At 47.4% G+C, this 22,110-nt stretch carries 21 protein-coding genes; 6 read left to right on the forward strand and 15 right to left on the reverse strand.

Features of this window, described 5'->3' with window-relative positions; all coding sequences use genetic code 11:
* The 6 genes from PN498_RS17710 to PN498_RS17735 form a co-directional block, all read right to left on the reverse strand.
* Positions 1-648: hypothetical protein (locus PN498_RS17710; protein WP_272064404.1), on the reverse strand; the 648-nt coding region annotated here is incomplete at its 3' end.
* 16 nt (positions 649-664) lie between these two features.
* A complete protein-coding gene (locus tag PN498_RS17715; RefSeq protein WP_272064405.1) occupies positions 665-1,351 on the reverse strand; it encodes a hypothetical protein in 687 nt (228 codons plus the stop codon).
* 46 nt (positions 1,352-1,397) lie between these two features.
* Positions 1,398-1,610 (reverse strand): hypothetical protein, encoded by a 213-nt coding sequence (locus PN498_RS17720; RefSeq protein ID WP_272064406.1) that lies wholly within the window; start codon positions 1,608-1,610, stop codon positions 1,398-1,400.
* A 58-nt stretch (positions 1,611-1,668) separates the two neighbouring features.
* Positions 1,669-1,869, reverse strand: a complete 201-nt coding sequence (locus PN498_RS17725) for a hypothetical protein (RefSeq protein ID WP_272064407.1) — start codon at positions 1,867-1,869, stop codon at positions 1,669-1,671.
* An 11-nt stretch (positions 1,870-1,880) separates the two neighbouring features.
* The gene (locus tag PN498_RS17730; RefSeq protein ID WP_272064408.1) at positions 1,881-2,090 is read right to left on the reverse strand and encodes a hypothetical protein; all 210 of its coding nucleotides are present in this window, start codon (positions 2,088-2,090) and stop codon (positions 1,881-1,883) included.
* 96 nt (positions 2,091-2,186) lie between these two features.
* Positions 2,187-2,732, reverse strand: a complete 546-nt coding sequence (locus tag PN498_RS17735) for a hypothetical protein (RefSeq protein WP_272064410.1) — start codon at positions 2,730-2,732, stop codon at positions 2,187-2,189.
* Positions 2,733-2,890: 158 nt separating this feature from the next.
* On the opposite strand from PN498_RS17735, the gene PN498_RS17740 reads away from it, so the two are divergent.
* From PN498_RS17740 to PN498_RS17750, 3 genes are all read left to right on the forward strand, one after another.
* Entirely contained in the window at positions 2,891-3,247 is a 357-nt protein-coding gene (locus PN498_RS17740; protein WP_272064412.1) for a hypothetical protein, read from the forward strand.
* A 381-nt stretch (positions 3,248-3,628) separates the two neighbouring features.
* Positions 3,629-3,763 carry a hypothetical protein gene (locus PN498_RS17745; protein ID WP_272064413.1) on the forward strand — a complete coding sequence of 45 codons (135 nt, stop codon included), beginning with the start codon at positions 3,629-3,631 and terminating at the stop codon, positions 3,761-3,763.
* 126 nt (positions 3,764-3,889) lie between these two features.
* Positions 3,890-4,105, forward strand: coding sequence for a hypothetical protein (locus PN498_RS17750; RefSeq protein ID WP_272064415.1), 216 nt, complete (start codon positions 3,890-3,892; stop codon positions 4,103-4,105).
* A gap of 294 nt (positions 4,106-4,399) precedes the next feature.
* Here PN498_RS17750 and PN498_RS17755 read toward each other — a convergent pair whose 3' ends face one another.
* The gene (locus PN498_RS17755) at positions 4,400-5,548 is read right to left on the reverse strand and encodes a cysteine desulfurase family protein (RefSeq protein WP_272064416.1); all 1,149 of its coding nucleotides are present in this window, start codon (positions 5,546-5,548) and stop codon (positions 4,400-4,402) included.
* 166 nt (positions 5,549-5,714) lie between these two features.
* Here PN498_RS17755 and PN498_RS17760 point away from each other — a divergent pair, with 166 nt between their 5' ends.
* A complete protein-coding gene (locus tag PN498_RS17760; protein WP_272064417.1) occupies positions 5,715-6,884 on the forward strand; it encodes a nucleoside 2-deoxyribosyltransferase domain-containing protein in 1,170 nt (389 codons plus the stop codon).
* Positions 6,885-6,899: 15 nt separating this feature from the next.
* On the opposite strand, the gene brxL is transcribed toward PN498_RS17760, so the two are convergent.
* From brxL to PN498_RS17775, 3 genes are read right to left on the reverse strand one after another with little or no spacing between them, the layout of a single operon-like run.
* Positions 6,900-8,348: a BREX system Lon protease-like protein BrxL gene (gene brxL, locus PN498_RS17765; RefSeq protein ID WP_272064419.1), complete on the reverse strand. Its 1,449-nt coding sequence runs from the start codon at positions 8,346-8,348 to the stop codon at positions 6,900-6,902.
* Positions 8,332-13,101, reverse strand: a complete 4,770-nt coding sequence (mads6, locus tag PN498_RS17770; protein ID WP_272064420.1) for a methylation-associated defense system protein kinase MAD6 — start codon at positions 13,099-13,101, stop codon at positions 8,332-8,334. The genes brxL and mads6 overlap by 17 nt, the downstream gene beginning before the upstream one ends.
* Positions 13,050-17,708, reverse strand: coding sequence for a hypothetical protein (locus tag PN498_RS17775; RefSeq protein ID WP_272064421.1), 4,659 nt, complete (start codon positions 17,706-17,708; stop codon positions 13,050-13,052). Before PN498_RS17775 ends, mads6 begins: the two co-directional genes overlap by 52 nt.
* A gap of 183 nt (positions 17,709-17,891) precedes the next feature.
* Here PN498_RS17775 and PN498_RS17780 point away from each other — a divergent pair, with 183 nt between their 5' ends.
* Positions 17,892-18,176 carry a hypothetical protein gene (locus PN498_RS17780; RefSeq protein ID WP_272064423.1) on the forward strand — a complete coding sequence of 95 codons (285 nt, stop codon included), beginning with the start codon at positions 17,892-17,894 and terminating at the stop codon, positions 18,174-18,176.
* Between the two features lie 18 nt (positions 18,177-18,194).
* Positions 18,195-18,434: a hypothetical protein gene (locus tag PN498_RS17785; RefSeq protein ID WP_272064424.1), complete on the forward strand. Its 240-nt coding sequence runs from the start codon at positions 18,195-18,197 to the stop codon at positions 18,432-18,434.
* Between the two features lie 227 nt (positions 18,435-18,661).
* On the opposite strand, the gene PN498_RS17790 is transcribed toward PN498_RS17785, so the two are convergent.
* From PN498_RS17790 to PN498_RS17810, 5 genes are all read right to left on the reverse strand, one after another.
* Entirely contained in the window at positions 18,662-19,099 is a 438-nt protein-coding gene (locus PN498_RS17790; RefSeq protein ID WP_272064425.1) for a hypothetical protein, read from the reverse strand.
* Positions 19,083-19,916, reverse strand: coding sequence for a DUF4007 family protein (locus PN498_RS17795; RefSeq protein WP_272064427.1), 834 nt, complete (start codon positions 19,914-19,916; stop codon positions 19,083-19,085). Before PN498_RS17795 ends, PN498_RS17790 begins: the two co-directional genes overlap by 17 nt.
* A 73-nt stretch (positions 19,917-19,989) precedes the next feature.
* Entirely contained in the window at positions 19,990-20,763 is a 774-nt protein-coding gene (locus PN498_RS17800) for a phosphoadenosine phosphosulfate reductase family protein (RefSeq protein ID WP_272064429.1), read from the reverse strand.
* Between the two features lie 87 nt (positions 20,764-20,850).
* On the reverse strand, positions 20,851-21,675 hold the full coding sequence (locus tag PN498_RS17805) for a protein NO VEIN domain-containing protein (protein ID WP_272064430.1): 825 nt from the start codon (positions 21,673-21,675) through the stop codon (positions 20,851-20,853).
* A gap of 19 nt (positions 21,676-21,694) precedes the next feature.
* On the reverse strand, positions 21,695-22,003 hold the full coding sequence (locus tag PN498_RS17810) for a hypothetical protein (protein WP_272064432.1): 309 nt from the start codon (positions 22,001-22,003) through the stop codon (positions 21,695-21,697).
* Positions 22,004-22,110: the final 107 nt, after the last annotated feature.

Raw genomic sequence — 22,110 nt, forward strand, 5'->3', positions numbered from 1 at the left:
ATCAATAACTCGCCCACCACTCTGAAAGCCTTCTAGGAACTGAATAACGGCGAAGCAGAGCACGCCCAAAAAGCCGAACATCGTGATCTGTAATCGGGTCAGCGTATCCCCAACAATCGTCAGGAGGCGGGCAATCAGCCAGCCCACACCGAAGGGGATGGGCCGAAAGAAGTCTGCCCCCATGCGATGAAAGTTGATCGGCGGCTGATTAATCGCCATCTCGGTGAAGATGCCCGAGTAGATCTGGGCCGACTCCAAAAACATGATGAATAAGATGCTCACAAAAAACCAAAAGGCAATGAAGCCAGTCACCGCATAAACCTTGTTTTTATGACCAATGAAGCGCTGAATCCACTTCCAGACAAGGAACCCCGTTGGGAGCCAGAGCAGCCAGCTCATCACCCTGGGACTCAACTCGTACAGCACCAGCGCCAGTACGAGAATGGCGCATGAAATGTAAATGCCAGGATGCTTAATCTGGATGTCGGTTAACCCGCCCATCCAGCCAGATGCTTCGTCGGGGTTGGGGTTGCCGCGATCTCGTTGCGATTGGAAGGGGTTAAATTGGCGCTTCTTGCGATTACCCCCCCCGTCCTGATTGAACAAGTCAGCGATTTTGGTCCGGCCTCGCTTTGAACGGGTTGTCATGACTGTACCTCCAGGGTTATTCAGGGTTAAGTAACTGAGGGCTGTTGAGTATGGCGGGGGTTGCTTCGGGCGAGTCCGTCAGGGACAACTCCCCAACAAACGAGCGTTTAGCCCCACTCTTCCAGCCAATCTGATCGGCGTAGCGTTGGTTCACCAGATCGGCCTCAGTCGCCTTGGCAATGTCGGTAATCATGCCCAGCTCGTTAATGTCAGGCGTGTCAGGGTCGTCCGCCATAATCACGCCCGTGACGCCTCGGTCATCACAGACGATTTGATTGGGCGGCAAGATCTGACCGTTACTGATGTCTCGGTAAACGGTGTTGGCGGTGAGGGCCACCACCTGCAGCGTGTCTTCCTCGTCGTAGCCTTCGCCCATCAGCGATGCCTGAGTCAGCATCGTGCAAAGCCCCTCATAGCGGTCGTGGGCTTTTTCAGCCTCCGCCAGTCGCTCCTCCTTCTCCAGTTCGCGCTCAAGTTGATTGACCTGAGCTTGTTTCTCGGCTTGTTTGGCCTGGGCGGTCAACTGTCTCAGGGTGACTTGCTCTGGTGAGCGGTAGTGAACAGTGCAAATCGCGCCCACACTGACGCCTGTGACGCCGATCAGGAGGGGAACGACGGGGAAGTTGCCTTCGGCTCCAGCTCGCCCTGCCTCCGCCCGACGATTGGTCTTGGGTTTCTTGGATTTCCTCTGTAGTTGTGCCATTCCTGCTCCTTTGGCTTGGACTACTAGCTGGCGGATAGGGCTTCCCTCACTCCGCAAGGTGCTCGTTCAGGCAGTTAATCGCGGTATCAATGCCAGCGGCAGCGGTTTGGACGTTGGGGACTTGCAGGCCCTCGGTCAGACAGTGTTCGAGATAGCCCAGTTCGATGACTAGGCGTTTTACGGACTCTCGGAGACGGCGTTGGTGAGCCGCGCGATCTTGGGCAAAGGGGGTTGGGGTTTCTAGGATTGTTGTCGTCATAATGGATTCCTCTGATTGAAAGATGGATAGGACTGACGATTTCCAGGGTCTCAAGCCGTTACGGACTGCGGAGGATCTTGATGGTGAGCTTGATGCAGGCCGTAATGATGTCGAGTACGTCAGCGGCAAGCTCATTGATGCGAGGGTGAATGCTTTCCTCCGTGCGCTCCAGTTCGACATACTGGTTTGATAATTTGTTCATGCTTTCGATAACTCGGCGCTGGGCTGGGTTGTCGGGAGGGCTGGCAGGTGAGGTCATGAGATATCCTCCTAGCGGGTGTTGGCAGGGATGACGGGGACCGTTGAGGCGGTTGAATCAGGCAGTTGGCCTAGGCAGGCTGCGATCTCTTGAGTGCGTCCATACTTGCGAGTCAGGGCGTTGCCCACTGCACCAAGGCCGTAGCGATCGCAGAGGTCTTGAAGGGTCGTCTCAAGATCAAGGGCTTGGGTCGATTGAGGTTGGGTGAGAGTTGTTGTCATGGCTTTGAGAAGCGTGATCTCGGCAGGGGTAGGGCAACAGAAGAAGTCCCAAAATCGATAGCGGTAGCAAAGCGAACATGATGATGGAAGTCGCTGTCATCCAGACGTTTCCAGCTTTTTCCCGGTATGCTTTCCCAGCGCTGCGGTCGCATCCCCCATCGCGTTTGCCTTCATCGTGGCCACAGTTTGCTGGATATCTGCGACAGCTCCCAGCATTTCCGTAACGGCAAAGTCAGACAACAGTGAATCGGCACGCTGAGCGGTTCGAGCCGTATGGGCTTCCACATCGGCAGTGGTTTGAGCGGCATCCACGAGATTGAATTGCAGGCGTTCTGCCGCAGGTAAGCTGGCGTGGCGCAGCGCGAGAGAACTGCGGGTCGGGGCAATCACAGTCTGGGTATCAGGGCCGTCGATCAGTTCGACTTCGATGCTGTCTTCTTCGGTAATCTCCGTCACTGGAATTTTGGGAGCCATCTCCGCAATCTGGCTGACCTCATCTTCGGAATAGAGCGTGCGACGGCCATCGCTCGGATCTGGAGTTCCGAAACGTCTCCCAATCTGTTTCTCGACTTTGCGGCGGTACTTGTTGACGGCCTGGACTGTACAGCCCAGACGCTTAGCAATATCAGCAGTTGAATACATGGGCATTTTTTCTGAATCGGTTCTGAAACGATGCAGCGGTTTCTGAAAGGGTTCGGAAACGTTTCTGAATCGTCTCATTAAAGTGATAACATAATCAGGTACAATTCAGGCAATATTCAGTCAATAATGCTAGAAGTTTACTTGTGGAGATTTTCCTCATGGCTTCAGGTACGATTCAGGGCAAAATGGACACCATAGAGATGTGTCTGAAGAATTCTGGAGAGCCTATGCCCCGTCGAGAGCGGTTCAGTATTTCTCCAATTGGTGAGTATTATCGCGACTTGCTCGAGATAGATGCTTGGATCAATGCCCGCACCGCATCAGCGCAGGCAAACAGCTTGTTATGCGCCAAATTGCAAGAAAGAGAGACCCGTATCAAAGAGCGAGTTGCTTATCTTGCAAAAAAGCGAGGTATTACCGCAGATGAAATGTGGGTTCAAATCTTAAAGGGGGATGCCGAGGATCTTAGTCCAGGCGAAATTGTAGACTATGCCAACAGCAATCTTGATGATTAATCTCATCTGACCGCAAGCCAGACTTTCCAATTTCCAAGAAGATAGTCCATCGAAGATATGAACGATGACATTACGCTTCAGTAACCCCGAACTCAATGTCGGTCAGTTTGAATCCTTGAATGCATTCCACCTTTAAGTTAAGGACAGTCTGTAAGCTTGCTCAGCCAGCAGAATAGGCCCGTAACCGTCAGCAAAGTTCTTCACGCTGATTTGGACTATTGGTTTTCGAACAACTTCCTCATTGCTTCTAATCGCCATGCATCTCATTGGTGATAGGCTCGCTTGCGCTGGACAGAGACTCTACATGGAACCAACGGATTTCCAGAACTCGCGAGTCCTAGACCAATCTTTTCTTTCACCTGACAAAACAGGAGAACTTTCATGAACATCACGCAATTGATCTTTTTGCGACCCAGAGAAACCTCTCCGACCTACAAAGATGAAGGCCACTCTCTTGAAATCGGTCTTATCCCTTTGCAGCTAGGCGATATCCGCCGTTGGGACGATAAAGCCTAGCAAGTCGCTCACGTCGAAACCTACTCCGCCTCAACGGAGACCCACAACACCTTCCATTTGGCGATACTGACTCCCGATGGAAACCTGGACAACCTTCGATCTCTTCGAGTGGGGGACTCCCGCTCAATGTCTCTCTACCTCAGCCGCGAAGACTTCGCCCTCACTTGGCCTGATCCCTCCGAGTGTCTGCCAGAGGTGGGCGATGAAGCGCCTCCACTGGAGGGCTGGCAGGTGGAGCGAATGCAGGAATTTGTGGGCGATCGCACCGATGCCCTCTACGATCTCGTCCTCATCTGCTGGTGTGTTTCTATCAGGGATGAAGCAGACCAAACAGCTGCCTGAATGCTGTTCAAAGTACTTTTCAAAAGTACCTGCTCAGCCTTCAATCAAGCCTGATGGGCGATAGGCGGCTAATTTACCCATTAGTCTTCTTGCAGCAATCAACTAGCAAAAGCCCTCTCATTGTTGACGATGCTCGCTGACAGACGGCGTCTCATACTAAATCGTCATCGTCAATTGCGATAGTTTTCTAAAAGTTCAATCGCCACCAGTCTCGAAAAACAACGACGACTACAAACTGAGATTGCGGCAGCTACACGTAGAAAACGGTCGAAGCTTTCCATATAGGATGAGTATTTACAAAAGTGCCTGAATATTCATAGCTGCCTCTTGAATGATAATTGCTGCGTGATTAACATCCGCATAAGTTGTGAATTTACCGAGACCGATGCGGAGTGAGCCTTCAATAATATCTTCATTAAGATTTATAGCACGTAGGACATGAGAGGGTGCCTCAACTCCGGAGGAACAGGCAGAACCTGTAGAGATGGCTAGCTTACGTCGGACTCTGGCAATAATGGCGCTGTTGGGAATTTTAGGAAGAGAAATGTGTAGGTTTCCGGCAAGACGATTTTCTTGGTCGCCGTTCACGACAAGCCCCGGAATTTTTTCGATCAAAAGTTTTTGGAAGATATCGCGCTTCCCGCCAATAATTCTCTCATCTTCTTCCATCTCGATCTCTCGTAATCGACACGCTTCGCCCATGCCAACAATGCCAGGAAGGTTCAGCGTGCCTGAGCGTAGCCCTCCCTGATGTCCACCTCCGTAGAGTAACGGTTCTAAGGGATGTCCTCGTTTGACAACTAAGGCTCCAATGCCTTGGGGGCCGTAAAATTTATGGGCAGAGATAGAAAGCATGGTGATGCCCCAATCCTGGAAGTGAATAGGGATTTTACCGACAGCTTGCGAGGCATCGCATAAGAAGGGAACGTCGTAGATTTGAGCGATGTGGGCAATTTTATCGATGGGATAAATAGTGCCAACTTCATTATTGGCGGCCATGATACAGATGAGGTGAATGCCGCTGGCACAGGATTCCTCTAACTGGGCGAGATCGATGTGAGCTTGGGCATCTACTGGGAGGATTGAGAGCTTGACGCGACCTTGGTCTTGCAGGACAAAACAGGTGTCAAGGACAGCTTTGTGTTCGACGACAGAGAGTGCAATATGTGGATGAATGCCTTTGTTTTCCAGGTACTGAATGGTTCCTTGAATCGCGAGGTTGATGCTTTCGGTAGAGCCAGAAGTAAAGATAATATTGCGGGGGGCAGCTCCCACCAAATCAGCCACATATCGCTTTGCTACTGTGACAGCAGCTTCGGCTGCATCGCCAATCTCGTGATCAGTACTGCTAGCATTGCCGAAGCCATCAGTCATAGCCCATAGGACTTTCTGGGCAACGCGAGGATCAACAGGTGTGGTGGAATGATAATCGAGGTAGATCATCGAATACTAGATAGTGGACAATTACGATTTGTGCTTTTCCAATAAGCAATTCAAAAAACATTTATCTTAGATTTTTTTGATGATTGAATATACTCGTTAGAGTAGTGAACCATAAAATTAGAGCATATGATGAAGCATACCTTAAAGAGTTAGAGAAACTGCAGTGATGGAAGGAGTATTTGCGGCTCTAGATCGCTTCTTTATTGACATTATTGGGACTATTATTCCAGGAAGCATTCTCATTCTAGGAATTTGGGTGATTCTGGATCAGCCAAATTTATTCGGCTCGACTCAGCTTTTCCCAATAGGTGATGTGTCGGGATGGATACTATTGATTGCCATTTCTTACATTACAGGCCATGCTGTTTCAAGTATTGGAAAGGGATTAACCAGTTTCATTATTGAGCCGTCCTTTCAAAAACTATTTAAAGTATGCCCCACTTTTTCCACATATTTCAGTTTTATCAAGTCAGGCAAAGAGTTAAGGGAGCAGATTGAACGGCGCGCAGATTTTTCTGGCTTTGTTAGTAAGATTTCAAGGAGATTCCCATCACTAAGCGATTTTCCAGAAAGTGAGAAGGGCTTTGGCTTTTGGAGAAATCTGGCTCTATCGACATCGACGGATAACTCTCTCGTTTATCGCTTCGTTTTCATTTCTTTATTGAACTTAGGAATTGCTACAGACCTAATTTTAATTGCTCTGTTATGGGCACTTTTAATCGCACTTCAGAAAGTTGGCATGGTCTCAAGTGTTCAAACGATGAACTGGGTGATATGGATTGCTCTCCTCTTCATGTCGCTTCCATTTCTAGAGAGATACTATCAGTTTCATAGGCGTTCTCTTCAGATACCATTTTCTATGGCTTTTATTGCTCTCAGTAACGAAGCAGAAAAAGAGGATCGTTTGGCTGAAATTGGCAAGCAGACCGGAACCCCTGCTGGGAAGGCAACCGTTTATCTGGCTGGTGGGTTTTGTTCAGATTGGCAGGACCGAGTGAAGTTAGCAGTGCCTGAGTTTGAATATATAGACCCCAGACAACATAACTTGACGGATCCTGTCGAATATACATTGTGGGATTTGGAAGGAGTTGCCCAGTCACATATAGTTTTTGCATATTTGGAAAACGCAAATCCTGGGGGATATGCTCTGGCTTTAGAGTTGGGTTACGCTAAAGCACTAAGCAAAGTCGTCATCTTTATAGATGAATGGGCAAGCTCAGAACATGAACAAGCAAAATACATTGATATGCTAAGAGCTGCCTCTATGAAAGTGTTTAGCTCTCTAGAGGAAGGGATTGATTTTTTGGAGGTGCTTTCTAAGCTTTATCGAAGGTAGTTCGGCTGAGTTTTCTCAACAACTCTCCACCAAGATATCGCGACCAAATTGATGAAATTCATCGTCGAGGGTGTACTCAGAGTCACGTATAGCTTGTCGAAGTTTGCGGGCTGGTTTGAGGCAATCCCGTTCGTAATCCATCAATGTGAGGTCCAAATGGGGATAGAGAATTTTCAGGAATCCAGCAGCGGATTTGAGGATAGCGTTTTGGTCACGAGCGGAGGCGCTTTGATCAAACTGGGTGTGGTTTTGAGCGTAGGTGAAGTAGCGGTTGTCGCGGCGAAGGCTAAGGAGGGCCTCACCGAAGAAGTCCATCTTGAGGCCAACTTGAGATGCAGCCATGTCGCGGGTAAACTTGGGAATCTCCCAGCCGGGAATAATACCAGCGAAGCGATCTAACAAAGCGGTTTCAGAGAAAAAGCTGGGAAGATCGACAATCAAGTTATCTGGGTTTTTAGGTTGCAAGCGACCGTCTAGCTCGATGTTGGCAAGCAACATCAGTGAGCAGTCACTAGAGATTTCTTGGTAGCCACCACAATTAAATCGGTTACTAGCAAGATACGTTTTCAAAGGCCCAATCGCTTCATCAGGGTTATCAAAAGTCAGGCTCTGAACTTCATCTAAAACAACGACATCATGGCGACCGAGAATCCCGACCTCACGGGTTCTAGCGTTGAAGAACAGTTGAGCACGAGAAACTTTGCCACCGCTGACGAGGGAGACCTTACTGCTGATATTTTCGTAAACATAGCTTTTGCCAGTACCCTTGGGAGCTAGTTCCATTAGATGGTAGTTAGCTTCAACGAGCGGAAGTAAACGTGCCAACATCCAGGTTTTGGCATCAAGGGTATATCTAGGGTGATCTGGGTTGTACCCCATAGAGCAAAACATGAGGTCGCGCCATTCATCAGTGTTGAACTGTTGGCGGCATTCAGCATAGGCTCCCAGGTCAACGTTGGAGCATTGAAAGGGGTCGAAATCAATTACTTCGGGGGTACCATCTGGCAACAACCCTAGGGAAATTTTGCCCCATACTCCTTGCCGTAGCAGCATTTCGTGGCGCTCAATAAGGTCTGTGGGGATGGCGCACTTATTTAGGCTGAGGACGGGAATTTGTGCTTCAGGATCAGGAATAGCACCTTTCCCCTGCTCAAGCTTGACCCGGACTTTGAGCAGAGCAATGAGTTTATATATATCACCTTGAGTCAGTTTGAAGTTGATGACGTTGGCATCGTCCTTACGAGGAAAGGCTTTGCTCACAAAGGCATTGATTTTTTCTGCTTCAGCCGTTGACAGCGCTCCACTACCGGGGACTACTTTGTCAAGCAGCCACTCGGCAACAAAGCTGGGTACTCCTGCCCCAGTAAGGCCACTGGATGGTAAGCGAGCCTTATCGATACTGAGGTTACCGAAGACTTCACGGACACGATCGCTGTTATAAACAGAGCTATTCAAAGAAGTCATCAAGTCCGCTCTCCAATCCACTGCTAAAGATCTGCTTCACTTCAATGACTGAATCTTGATCCAATTCAGCCGTTCCCATTTCAGCATTTTGATACTGGAATTCGAGTTTGCCTTTCAAAAGTAGAGCGTTGCCATCGTGAGTGGGTGGCAGCTCTGGCCAATTTGGAGTTTCGATATCGAAGGTTTGAGTTTCTTTCGGACTGACAGTTCCAATGAGTTCGGTACCTTGCTGAAGGCCCTTTATTTGATTGACGACGAGTTTGAGGTCAGCAATTGCGACGGAGTTGGGATTATCAATCTCAACTTTGAGAATGCCCGCTTCGCTAGGTCGGCCTGAGCCGGAACATTTAACAATAACAGGCAGGCGTTTGACTAATCGTGTCAGCACAGAAAAGCCGATGACGACTTCTTCTGGATAGAGACCACCGTGACACCCCACGATGCTTTTGTCGTCGGCATAGCTGAAGGAACTAAAGCTATCAGAGCCTCGAATAACACTGATGTCGTGGGGTAGATCAAAACGTTCTTTGTCGAGAACTACAAGTTGTGGATAATCAGCTTTACCAATCGCCATTCGCCCCTTCATTTCCAAATCTTCGGACAATGATGGCAGTTTGTTGGATCTACCCATAAGTTGACCATGGTCACTTGCAACGACGACTCGTAAGGTTTCTCTTTGAGGATGCAGATCTACAAAGCGTAAAATATCTTCGGTGATCGTTCGTAACTCTCTAGGTCGCTGAACTTTATAGAGTTCTTCCCAATCCACTTCATCATGGAAAAGTTTGTCAAAGCGATCAGTGTCCCAACAATAGAGTTGTCGGTTACCGGATAGAAGATCCTCTTTTAACCGTTGTTGTTTGACATCATGGTCCGTATAACGCTTACCGTTTTGAGTCAGTAAATCATTGGCTATGAAGCCTTCGCCAGCACTAGGTTTCCATGAGCTATGACCTGGACGACGCTGGCTGTATAAGCTCCACTTAGCGTATTCCGTTTTAGTCGGCAGGATGCTAAATCGAGGCTCCAAATTGCGCTCCAGTTGCAATTGCTTTTGCTCAGTGAGCAAGTCTAAAAGCACTTGATGATCAAGCCAACCTAATCCATCTACGACTACCCAGAGTACAGGCCCTTGAGAGCAGAGTTCTTGAACATGATGGCTGACGTTATAGTTGAGCCAAGAACTGGAAACAGCATCAACGATTAAGTTGGGATAGTGCTTGAGTATCCATTCCTCGAAGCTGGCAGCGAGGCGATCGCAAACTTTTTTCTCTAATGGCAAATTCGTGCTTTTGGTTTCCCATCGCCGCAACGGTAAGTATTGATCTGTCACCCATTGCAAAGCGTCTGAAGTAGAAGCATCTAAACATAGTGGTTGGGGTTCAGGGGGACGCTGATACTGCGTCAGTTCTTCGTACTGCGGATAAGCGATGTAACCTTTGAGGTGCTTTTGGCGCTCCGATGTAATGAAATCAGGATGCTGCTGAAGGACTTTATACGCAGTTTCGGCAACTCTTTTCGAAGCTGGTTGCGTATTGAAATTTAAATTGTCAAGAATTCTTCCATGGGTGCGGTAAAGTTCACGTTCCCAAAAAGCTTCGAATTCGGCTTTCAATGACAAGGGGACATCTAGGAACGGATAGGAACCGAGTTCACTCAGTTTAGAATCGGCAATGCCAAGCCACTGCTTGAGGAGTTGTTGCTTGTCGGTAGTTTGATAGTAGGAAGTCAAAGCGGACTTAGGACACTGAGCCTGCCAAGCTTTCTCTAGAGCGCAGGCTTCTTGAGGAACTTCAATCGCCAACCACTCTGCCAGATTTTCGATAGAGGGAGCATCTTTCCAAATACTCGGATCACTCTTGGTTAATTCAGCGAGCAAATTGGCAACGGAGTTTGTCTCGTATCGTTCTAAGTGCATCACAACCGCTAAACACTGTTCTTTAGTCCAATCGGTTGGGATGTTTACGGGGCCTAACAGTTCAGCAAGCCTTTCATGCGGCAAACGTTTGATTTCAGCAATTTGATGAGTCCGGTTCCAGCCCCGCAACCACTCTTCTGCCCAATTGCATAGCGCCTTACCACGCACCCAATAGGGCGTATTGCTAATGCCAAAATGACGCATCCAGTCCGCTTCGGTGTCGATGACAGTATACCTGCCGGTATCGGGGGGGTAGGCTTTGGAAGGATCTAAGACAATTGGTTTTTCGGCATTAGGGGAAGCTTGCTGTTCCGAAGCGGGCAATTCAAATAGATTGAAGGCGATGTCAGGAAATGATTTTTCTGGCTCTGCCGCAACAGCAGGCTTAGGTCTAGCGATAGGAGCAACTAAAGGTAGCTCATCGGGCTGTATAGGTACGGTCTCAATCGGAGCCGTATTGACAATGGGTTGCTCATCAACAAGCTGAACAGGAATGTCCTCTGGTTCTGGTTCTATCAGCTCTTCAGGAAGAACAGTTCGTTCTTCTGAGGTGACCTCAATGGTGTCAACCTCAACATCCTCAGATATTGATTCTTGGGGAGAGATGATGTAATTGAGAGCTTCAAGAAACTCGGTAGCTGAAGAAAAACGATCGCTCCGTTTAGGCGCAATGGCTTTTTTCAGGAAGTCCACAAGTCCTTCGCTCAGGCTTTCACACCCTTCAAATACTCGTGGGTCGTGACACCTCTCGCCAAGCTGCGGTTGAGCCCCACCAAAGGGATATTCTCCTGTAATGAATTCATACAGAGTAATGCCCAAGGCGTATAAATCGCGATCGACTCTTTGCTCAGTGGAAGGGGTCGAGGTTGGTCTCAGATCAGGGGGAAGATAGCGACGAGTTCCTGCGGTGATAGCAGCTTCGTCTGCCTCAGCAACAGCGACATTGAAATCAATAATCTTGATTCCTTCAACCGTTAGGAGAAGATTAGAGGGCTTGATGTCTTGGTGGTAGAACCCATGCTGATGCAGGTGAAGAATACCTAATAAAATTTGCTGAGCAAATTCCAAAACCTCATCTGTAGTCAGTCGTTGTTCCTGAAGGACATGTTCAAGGTCTTGACCGTCAAGATATTCAAAAACAATGAATGGTGTATCGTCAAAATCAGTCAGCCTATCAGCCCAGATCACATCAACAATGTGAGGGTGCTTAGGAATTTTCCGAAGCAATGCATATTCTTGTTGAACTCGTTCAAAAAGAGAACGGCGATCGCGAGTAACAAGCTTTATTACACAGTGACTTTTTCCAAAAGTATCAAAGACTTTATAGGCGACAGCAAAGCTTCCCGGTTTACCTAATCGCTGCACGACACGAAATCGGTTGTCTAAAACTGTTTCGGCTGGCAGATCTCTTAAGTCTGGCTTTGGCAAACTAATGAGCGGTGTCAAAGCTCTAAGAGCCTCATCAGCATTTTGAAAGCGGCTCTTAGCATCAAAAGCACATAACTTTTGTAGCCACTGATCGAACCCTGGATTTAAGTCAGGATTCAGTTCAGCGACGGATTGAGGTAGCTGTGACTCGCGTTCGTAGAGATCATGAACGTCTTGAAAGGCAACTTGACCTGTCAGCAATTCGTAAAACACCAACCCGGCTGAAAACAGGTCGGACTGAATGCTAGCTTGGGAAGGATCTTGATGGCACTCAAGTGCTTGATAAGCAGAAAACTCTTCTAGTTCTTCTGCAATATCTGGAGCAATAGTGCTAGTTCGATTAGTGATGCGAGCGTAGTCAAAACTCGTAAGTTTAGCTTGTCTCTCAGTCGTGACAAAAACGGTATCGGGAGTGATATTTCGGTGAATAACGCCATGCTTATGAGCATGTTCTAAGCCATGTAGAACATCCCGCATAATGTTGAGCCTTTCTTCAGGATTGAGGTCAGCCTGTTTAATGCACTGACTGAGTGCTTGACCAGGGATATCTTCATAAACAATGACTAATCCCTCACTATCAGAGCTTTCAAAGGGTGACTCTTGAAACCCTAGAATATTTGGATGGGGAGGAATTTGATGAACTGCAATAAAAGCTGTACTAATAATTTGAAAGGTCCTCTGTCTCTCCTCAGGCTCAAGAAACAGATCAACTTTGTAGACTCTAAGCCGTGACTTTAGGCCACTGACGCCAAAGGTCGTTTTCTTAGCACGGTACTCTGCATAGCGATCCGTACTACCCAATGACTCTTCAATCTCCCAATCTCGATAAAATTTCGGAACTCGGTTGGCCTGACTACGGCCTTGGATGGCCTTATCAACAATTGAGATATAACGACGAATATCGCTCGTGAACCGCGAGGGAATTCGAGTGTGGTCTCTGAAGAAATTAATTCCCTTTTTGTCGAGGTAAACAACTTTTTCAAGCTCTCGCTCGTGCCCAGGTCGGGGAATGATATCGGCGTTATCAGCCGTCAGCAAAACTGCTTCACCAACCCATACCTTATCAAGCTGGGCTCTGAGCGCTCTATTGATATCCAGGATGGCACTCTTCAAAACTTTAGAGTGCTTTCGCAGTTTTTTCAGGGGCGAAGGGTAATACTGACTCCGCCCCGGATACCACTTATCCCGGTCAATATTAACTGTGCCATGTACCCCTTTAACATCGATCGCGTAGACACAGTGAGGAGTCAGCAGGATGATATCAACCTCATAGGGCTCATCCCCCTGCATGATTTCCAGATTGGTATAGAGCGTGTAATTCTCATCAGGTAGATGTTCACGCAGGTAGACGATCGCTAGTCGTTCTGATTCGTTTTCTGGTTGTCCGAACGGAATAACTTTTGCCACCAGCCTTCCTCCGATTTACCTGACAAATCTGCTTCTGTCTGATCAACGAGATATCGTTCTAGATGTTTGTAAAGAGCTTGCCGCTGTGAACGAGGAAGCTGTCTAAACATCGTGATGATTTGATTACCTGAATGCTTGTTTTGTTCGTCGAGGCACTGACGTTCAATTTCAAACAAGACTTTTTGTTCTGCCGTGTTTAAGAACTCAACGTACTCGTCTCGTGAATCGTGAATTAACTTCAAGACTTCACTAGCAAGATCATATTTCTTGCTCTCGCGCATGGCATTAAGCATTTGAGAAGTTTTGTCATTGAGCGATTGGAGCCAAGAGCGAGCATGTTCTTGCTTTTCAATAAGAAGTTTCTGCCGCCGTTTGCTAAGTTCCTCCAGCGCAGTACTAATCCGATCTTGAATTCCCTGAGATATGCCCTCAGAAGAATTTTGCCAGGATATCAATTGGTCAATCTGGCGGTTGCAGGCATCAAGATTGGCAGCTTTAGCCATATCTAGTAAGGGCATCAAACGCACAAGCGTTTCAATCTCGGCAGTTAATGCTTCTACTCGTTCCGATTCATCAGAGTTGGCATAACAAAATGACTGCTTTAAGAGGGTTTGTTGTAGTTTGCGAACTTCTGTAGGAGTTGAGGCATAGGTTAACTGCTGCTCAATTTGTGTCAGGTCACGTTGGTAAGTATCAATTTTCTGCTTTGTTTGCTCTTCCAAACGATTTAGACGGTTTTCGTGGAAGCGCTCTGGATACCTGAGTAAGTCTTCTGACTGGGCGAGATCTTCCAGGATTTCGTTACAAGCAGCAATACCATCCGCCTGCTGATATCGATTTTCCAGTTTGTCTAGGGTTTTTAGGTCACCTTGGATATCGTCAATAGCTGCCCCGATCGCTTGATAAGCTTCAGATTCAGAGGAATCCCTAAAAGCAGCTTCTAACCGGGCGTGGGATAGCTGTAATCGATTTAAGACTTCACTTGTGTTAACAGTCGCTAGTTGCTCTCGTAGGGCGTTCAAGTTTTGTTTATGGCTGTTGATTTTGTCCTGACAAGCTTGAAGAATCTGGCTGATCTCTGCTTGAAACTGCTCAGGAAAATGTAGATTAGCCTGCAGCATTTGTATCTGGGCAAGGGACTCCTCGCAGGCATGAATTGAGCTGTTCTGATTGGGTCTTAACTGCTGAATCTCCTTGATAGTTTGCTTATCTTCAGCCTGCTTTCTTTGAGTATCCGCCTGCTGCCTCAGGGTTTCTGCCTGAGCTTCTAATTCTCCTAGGCTTTGAGTGAGACTGGTTTTAATCGCTGCAAATTCATCAGTTTCTTCTAAAGCAGAAATTGCTCTCTGAAGTGATTCTTTTCTATTCTCATAAAGCTCTAGTCGTGAGAGCTTACGATCGCAGATTTGTTGGAACCGCTTAGTAATTTGCTCGTTACCTTGGGTCTTGAATCCCTCTAAAGGCTCTTGGTATTTCCGCAATAGTTCTGCATCGTCAACGGGGGTGAATTCGAATCCCTTCAGCTCTTGATAAGCCTGGAAAGCTTCAACAATTCTGGCATCCGGTAAATCTCGGAGTCGCTGGAGAGGCTGACGGGCAATATCGAGTTCTGCCTTCAGGAGTTTTTCAGTTTGACTCTTGTCTTCAATGCCTTTAAGTTCACGATTCAGACTATCGTTTAAGCGATCTAATCGCTCACGGCTTTTGGGATCAGTAAAGCGATCGCGGTGTTTCGCCGTCTCTTGCAGCAAAGCAACAATTTGGCTCTGAGTTGTAGCACTGGTCAACCGCTCTTCCCAGGCGTCTAGTTTTTGATTCAGCTCTCGGTACTGCCGATCAATGTCTTGAAGCAAAAGCTGAACCTCGTCGGCTTCGGCTTTTTCAGTTGGGATGTGTTGCCGGATAGCCTCAATCTCGCCGATCACCCGAGTAAAATCGGCCTGACTGGAGTAGTCATTAAGCGGCTGAGCGATCGCTTGAGCGGCCTCTAGCAATTGCTGGATGCGGGCATTTTCCTCAAGGGAACCGCGTACCCGTTCTGCTACTTTCAGCGCATTTTGCAAAATCTCTTGCAAATGCTCCGGCAGATCCGACGTTTGTTGGAAGGTGTTGATCAGATTCTGGAGATTTGCTTGATAGGTACTGCAAGCTTCAGTAGTTTCCAGGGTTTCTGAGCGCAAGCTCACTTGCTCGGTGTATTGTTCGATGCGGGTAGCGATCGCCTGACTAGCCGCATCATGACGAGAGCGCTGCTCGGTAGTGAGTCGTACAGAAATGACGTCAGAATTTAGAGAATAGCTCGGCAGCGGTTGCTTAAGCTGCTGATACAAATTAAGGAGCGTTTCAATCTCAGCATCATCGGTCAAAGCCTCGGTTGATTCAACCGGTTGGAACCAAGCAGTGATGGGTTCTAAGGCTGCTTCGACTTTTTCTTTAATACGTTGGACGCCTGTTACCTCCCCAGGTTCTGCCTCATTTGATTGTAGGAAATTATTCGCCTTCTCCAAATATTCTTGAACCTGGTTTAGGTCTAATGGAGGTGTAGGTAATTCAGGAACATCTATTCCTTTTCTTCGAATTAATTTTGCCTTGCATTTAACAATCCAAGTATTAACAAACTTCTTAGGATCTTTAAATAAATCGCTGTCTGGGTTTGCCCATTCTTTAAGTGAAAGTGTTTTAACTTTAACAAGCTGATTACTGCTAGTGACTAGTTCAGGGCCTTCCAGTAAGACTTCCTTGCGATGATATGCCAACCACGCGGCTAGAATGACTGAAAAATTATATTCACTGTATCCATAAGGAGGTGAAGATAATTTCTCCCATATTTTTATTAAAGGAAATTTTTGTTCAGACTGCTCACCTAAATCTGTAAAAGCCGATATTTCTTCCCACGCGGCCTTCACCTGAATATTTGTAGGCTCTTTAGGAATGTAGCTCTTCCGAGTTCTTCTTAAAATGCCCCACTCTTCTACGTAAACACTATCAACAACAGTCTTATAGAATTTTTGTGTTGGCAGTGTTTGAGGTGAAAGGGTATTAGAAAGTAGCTGTGTGGCAACAGTACCTACAATAAGCTTACCCGTATTATGGTCAGAACGGAGTTTATCAATACCTGCAACTGTTGGCACTAAAGGGAACATTTCTTCGAGCATAGCACTGACAAACAGAGCTACATCGCTTTGTTGAGTTGAATTTTTCCGGAACTTATTTAGAGTCTGCTCGCTAACAATACAGTGATGAGTATATGATTTGATAACCTTCAGGATTGTTGTGTTGATTTGTTCTTCCCAACGTTGCTCAAGTTGGTCACAAGCAGCTGATCCCCACATTCTCTTACGCGCTGGATCTATATTTCCTAGTTCTTCTAGTTGAAGCTTAATTCTCGGTAAATCTCCAACTCCTAATGAAGGGATTGCAACAACCACCTTTTCTTTATAAGGAGAAGCTTGCAGAGCGTCGTTAATAACTCTACGTAAATCTTGTATTTCCTCTATTGACTCCGCAATCACACAAAGCACCAGCCCTCTTTGATTCGTAAGTTTTCCAGGGCTTGATAATTTTCTTAGAACTTGGTCAATACCGATAAATTGAAGTTCAAATTGCCAATCCTCATATCGCAAACCATGTGTTTTAACAAAATCAGTGCCAGCAACACACTTGCTTTTCAAGAAAAAATTCATTCTGGCTGTGCAATGTGCAACAACGCTAGATAAGTGAGTAGGCTGATTACGCGTTAGGTCTTGGATTTCGTCTTTGATGCCTGATGGAGATATACCTTCCCAAAAACGATATAACTTAATTTCAGGTTTGTAGGAGATGAGTTCGCGGGTATTCATCAAACTATGCAGGGCTACTTTCATGCGGCTTTCGGAAATCCCTGCTAGCGCTCCGAGGAGCTCTTCATGGTTATCGCGATCGTCTTTTGTCAGCTTTTGGCCACTGCTTGAGTAGAGGAATAATGCTTTGAGTGCTTTCAGCTCATCGGGATTATTAGAGCCCAATACGACTTTTTCGGCCTCTTCATAACGTTTATAGATGCCTTCATTTGAAAAGTCTTTTCTGAAAAAGTCAAAAAGTTGGATGGCATGAATATAATTAAGTCTTTCTCCTACGTCTTCAACAGGAGTTTCCTCAATAAATTTTTTAACGTGCTTTTTAATGAATTGAATGGCCGTACGATCTTGGGTAAAGCTGAGATTGCACAGTAGATATGCAGCAATTGGATGTATGGGGAAACAACCTTTTGAGAGATGAGTATAAAAATACTCTAGGGTCCAGCCCCGTTGTTTGTAGGTTTTAATGCGTTTTTCAAAAGCATCACGGGCTGAAGACAGTAAGGTATCATCCCAACGATGAAGAAATTCTTCCCATTGCGATGTTCTTTCTTTTTGGGTCAGCATGTTGTCGATGACGAGCTCTAGGCTGGATGCTGGACCATCGTACGTGCTCTCTTCGGGGGCTAAGCGAGTTGCAATTTGTTCATAGTTTTTCTGAACGCTTGGCGATATCCCCGTAGTTTTCGAAGGGTGGATCTGAGTGAAGCTGAACAATGCGATCTTGCTTTTGTATTCAGGAAGTGCGCAAATGTTAGTGATGTTTTGCAAGGCGGTGCCACCCGCTCCAATTTGATCGGCTGCCCAGGATTGCAGGTAATACCGCATCTCATCGAACAGGATGAGGATACCGCTGAACCGGGCATTTTCGCCAGAGCACAGATTATCTAGCAGATCGCGGAGGATGGCTTCAACGTTGATGTCGTGCTGAAAGTCGGGGGTGACATTGGAAACATGACGGCAGACATCTTTGACAGCGCGAATAACGCCGGGATTATTTTTCTGAAGCTGTTTGATCAGGCTGTTGACATCGCCATCGGGATTATCCAGCCTTTCCAGATAGGCATCGGCCTTGGCTTTATTTTCTGGGCTGAGTCCTTCCAGATAGTTCAGCGGTTCGCGGCACATGTGGGTGGCGATCGCGTTATCGACCCCAGCCGCTGCCAATTCATCAATCACCACTTGCAAGAACTGCTTGCGGATATCGCCGCCTTTGTCCCCGCTGAGACACAGCACTAGGTGAGGTTTTTCCTGGCGTTGTTTGTAGCTCTTGATTTTTTCGGCAATGACTTTGGAAGAACCGGAAGTCGCTTTATCGACCTGATCGACAATGCCGTGGACTTCTGGGCTATTGGCGGGTTTGCCGAAGAAGTTGGCGAGTACGACGGCGAAGTGAGATTTACCCTTACCGTACTGCTGAATCATCATGTGGACGTTCGGCTCGTTGCGGCTGTGGTAGCTCTCTTTGAGGCGATCGAGAATGCCGACGGTCGATAACTCCGGCTTCTTCGGGTCGTAGTTGAAGATGAAACTGTCGCAGAGATCTTGGTTCGTCTCTGGGTCGTCCATCATATCAAAATTGACAGCGTTGGCGACGTTTCCTTTTTGGTTAACTTCGACGAGTTCTTTGAGGAGCATAACGGCCTGTAGAACGGTTGAGATGTATCAGCAAAAGGGATGAAGGGGGAACAGGGAGGGGGGAACTTGCCCGAAGCAAGCCAAGGCTAGGTCGGAACCCGCAGAATCCGATTTTCGGGCCAGTTGGGCGGCGCGAGAGGCTGGGGTAACAAAACCCATAGGAGGCTTTCGAGCTTGCGGGTCTTTTCCAGGTTTTGCCAAAAGAGGGTGACTTGCCCTCCGGCTTTGACGCGCAAGTAGGTAACAAGGGTATCTAGCCCTTCGAGCAGTACGACCGGACGAGAGGAGTCGCGGCAAATATCTTTGATGGCGGCGAGTTCTTCATCAATGGCGTAGTGCAGATTGAGAAACTTGTCGTCCGGATCAATCCGCTGAACGAGGTTTTCGCGATAGTTCACCTGCTCGGCGTTGTTGTAGTAAGCCAGTTGCCACAGCTCTTGCTTAGTGGGCGCATCCCAGATCAGCAGGTGAGCCTGATCATCCGGACGGGCGTCTTTGAGGGGCAGGCTAGTGGTTGTGGTCATAGGCTTGCTCCAGCAACTCTAGGGGGCTATCCCAACGGGGCAGGATTTGGAAGGGCGGCACTTCGCGCCGTTGTTCTATAATTCCCAAAACTTCGAGGGCGTTAAAGCGCTCTTGCAGAGTATCGGTGGAGATGCCTAAGGCGGCGGCTAAGCTAAGTTTGTGGCTCAAAATCGCTTCGGTGAGCACCGAGGTTTGGCCAAGATAGTCGCGTTCCCAAATTTTGGCGAGAAAGTAACCCGTTAAGTATTCGTTGGGCTGCCACCCCTGACCGGAGATGTAGTCGTCACTTTCAGTGTAGAGATACCGACTGCCGGAAAGGGCATAGGTTTCGGTGTAGGCGCGAAGGAGGATTTTGAGGTTTTTGGTCAGCTTTTTGGTGGTCTCTTCGGGGAAGACGGTGCTGGCATAGCCGACCAGTTCATCGTGGGTGAAGCTGCGATGGTCGGGCAAGAAGCTATAAATGAACCAGGTCCAGCCCCCCCAATCAGCGGGATTGTCGGGCGGGGTAGTGAGACCGTTGTCGCCAAAGCTGAGGTAGAAGTGCATAAACCAATCGGTAAGAGGCGACTCAAGGTAGGGGTCTTTTTCAAGAATGAGGACACCCTCTGGGCTCAGTTTGTCGTCTTGCACCAGTCCGGCTCGAATTGCCCAACTTTTAATCCGTAGAACCTTTTCATTTCCCAGACCAGTTCTATCCATCAGCCCTTGGCGGCTATCTTTAAGCCCTTGTTCCTCTTGTGCAGCTTGAAGGATCTTGAGAACATCCTCTTTTTTAAGTGCAAACGTGCCGTGGAAACTGAGCTGTAAACCAGACATGAAATTTTTCTCAGATTGATGGGGCAAAAACTGAAGCAGCTGTTAGTTATAGAGATTATTTTTCCCACTAGAACTAATAACTACACATCAGACACGGCATTAAATCATCTTCCTCATCGAGAACAGTTTCTAAAGCTTCTGCCAGGGGCTTGTTAGGAGATTCTTTCGCTTTTCTGAACATCGCTTTTTCATGATCGGCAATGATCTGCTCTTTTCTAGCTATAAGTTCTAAAAGAGTCTCACCATCAGTCCATGTATACTGACGACCATCCTTGTGATTTTGCTCGTACTCAAGAGCTTTTTTGAATAAATCAGGATGTTCTTCAGAAAGTCTTACCCATTCATATTTGCGCTGAAAGAAGCAGAAGTAACAGCCTGATCTTGTTCTCCAACTATAATATTTTGGTAAGCCAATACTACTGTCCTCAAGAAGCCTATAAACACCCTCAAGAGTAATACCGTGATCTTTGAAAGGAAAAACAGCTTTTATATTATTTTTTGTCGATACATACCCTGAACGGTCTTCATCCGCTCTGATAGCTACATAACTGATTGCTTCATCTTCCCCAACAAACTTCTCCAAGGGTCTGATCTTCATCTGCTCTGTACACCATCTTCTTTTAGGTGATGGTAAATATCCGCTATGGAGAGCCAGCCAATGATCGAAGTCCCTCTCGGCAGAGAGATAATGGATATTGACCCCTAATCTTGCTTTGATGCGGTCTAAATATTCATAAGTTTCTGGAAGTTCTCTATGAGTATCACAGAAGAAATATTCCATATTTGGGATCTCTTTATGGAGCAGTACAGCGAGTGCCGTACTGTCTTTGCCGCCAGAGAGACCCATGATGTGACGCACTTGTTTACTCATGCTCCGATTATGGCTTAACTTCTAAATGATCTAGGGGAAAAGTGTCCGTACAGTTTATCGAACTTAAGACTCAGGCAAGCATTTAACTTGCCACTGTAAGGGCACCAGCAGAAAAGAATTGGCTTTGATTGCCCCTCGGTAAATTTTGAATTGATAGGTCTCTTGGTGAAGATTGATTTCATAGACTAAGGCCAATAAATATCTGTCATTGTTATCGATAGAAAACTGACGATCGCCCTCTGACAACGTGAATGATGGAGCTAATTTTTGAGTGCCTATCACTTTCACAAAAGCGATAGGCTCAGTCGCAGAACCGACTATCACATCAAACCCTGGTGTATTGTAGGGCTGCTGCGTGATTTTGGCCTCCGGGTATTGCTGCTGTAGGTGCGTCACCGCCATCCGCATGGCAAACTCTTCCACCGCGATGTCATCGGCTTCGGCTGGGCTATGGAACTGCTGATACTGCTCTCCTCTTTTGGCTAGCTCTAGCACTCGATAGTGGCGCAGGGTTTCTGGTTCATCCAGCGACCCAGATGCGAGCCGTCGCTGAATCCAGCTCAGAATCGCCTCTTCGCAGATAGTCTGGGCTTGGGTCACAGCCTCGGTATCTGACAAATCAAACGGCAGCGTGAACGCTTGGCGAGTTTTGTCGTAATCCAGGATTTCGTGAGTATCAACCAGCGTAAGCTTGGGATTTTTCATCAAAATCCGATCCCAATGCTCTAGTCCCACCTCGTCATAGCCCCCCAGGGTCCGGGCCAAGTCAGTCCGGGTCGCAAAGCCGCCGTGCGTCAGCAGGTGCAAAATCACCACGGGCTGATACACCGCCTGCATCGACATCTGGTTTTCCAAGAAGTCCAGCAGTTCAGCAATGGGGCGCATCATCCATCCAGCTTCTTGTTACTTAGTCCCACAACATATGTAAGTCGCTGTTGCGGGTCATGCCAACACCACATTTAGGACATGGATGTTCGCTTTTCCAGAGATGAACATCTCGCCCCTCACAATCAGGACACCGACCAAGCTGTGCATCGTAATCAGGATCACCTGTTGGTCCTTCTTCGCCAAAGCGCCCAATCAGCACATCCACTAAATGTTTGCAGTCTTGGCAAACCATCGTTTGAACGACAGCCATCATGCCAAAGTCCCGTCCACCAGATACCACAGCGGAATGGCCACAGTCGGGACACTCAAAAGCAAACTTCGACCCCATTTCAATCTATCCGGCTATTGATACAGTTCGTAATGGTTTCTGCACCGTCCTAGTCAACATGCCCAATGACAACGGCAGACACTCAGCAAAAACACGGAGTGTTACGC

This window comes from Oscillatoria sp. CS-180, from assembly GCF_028330965.1.
Classification (GTDB): domain Bacteria; phylum Cyanobacteriota; class Cyanobacteriia; order Phormidesmidales; family Phormidesmidaceae; genus Halomicronema.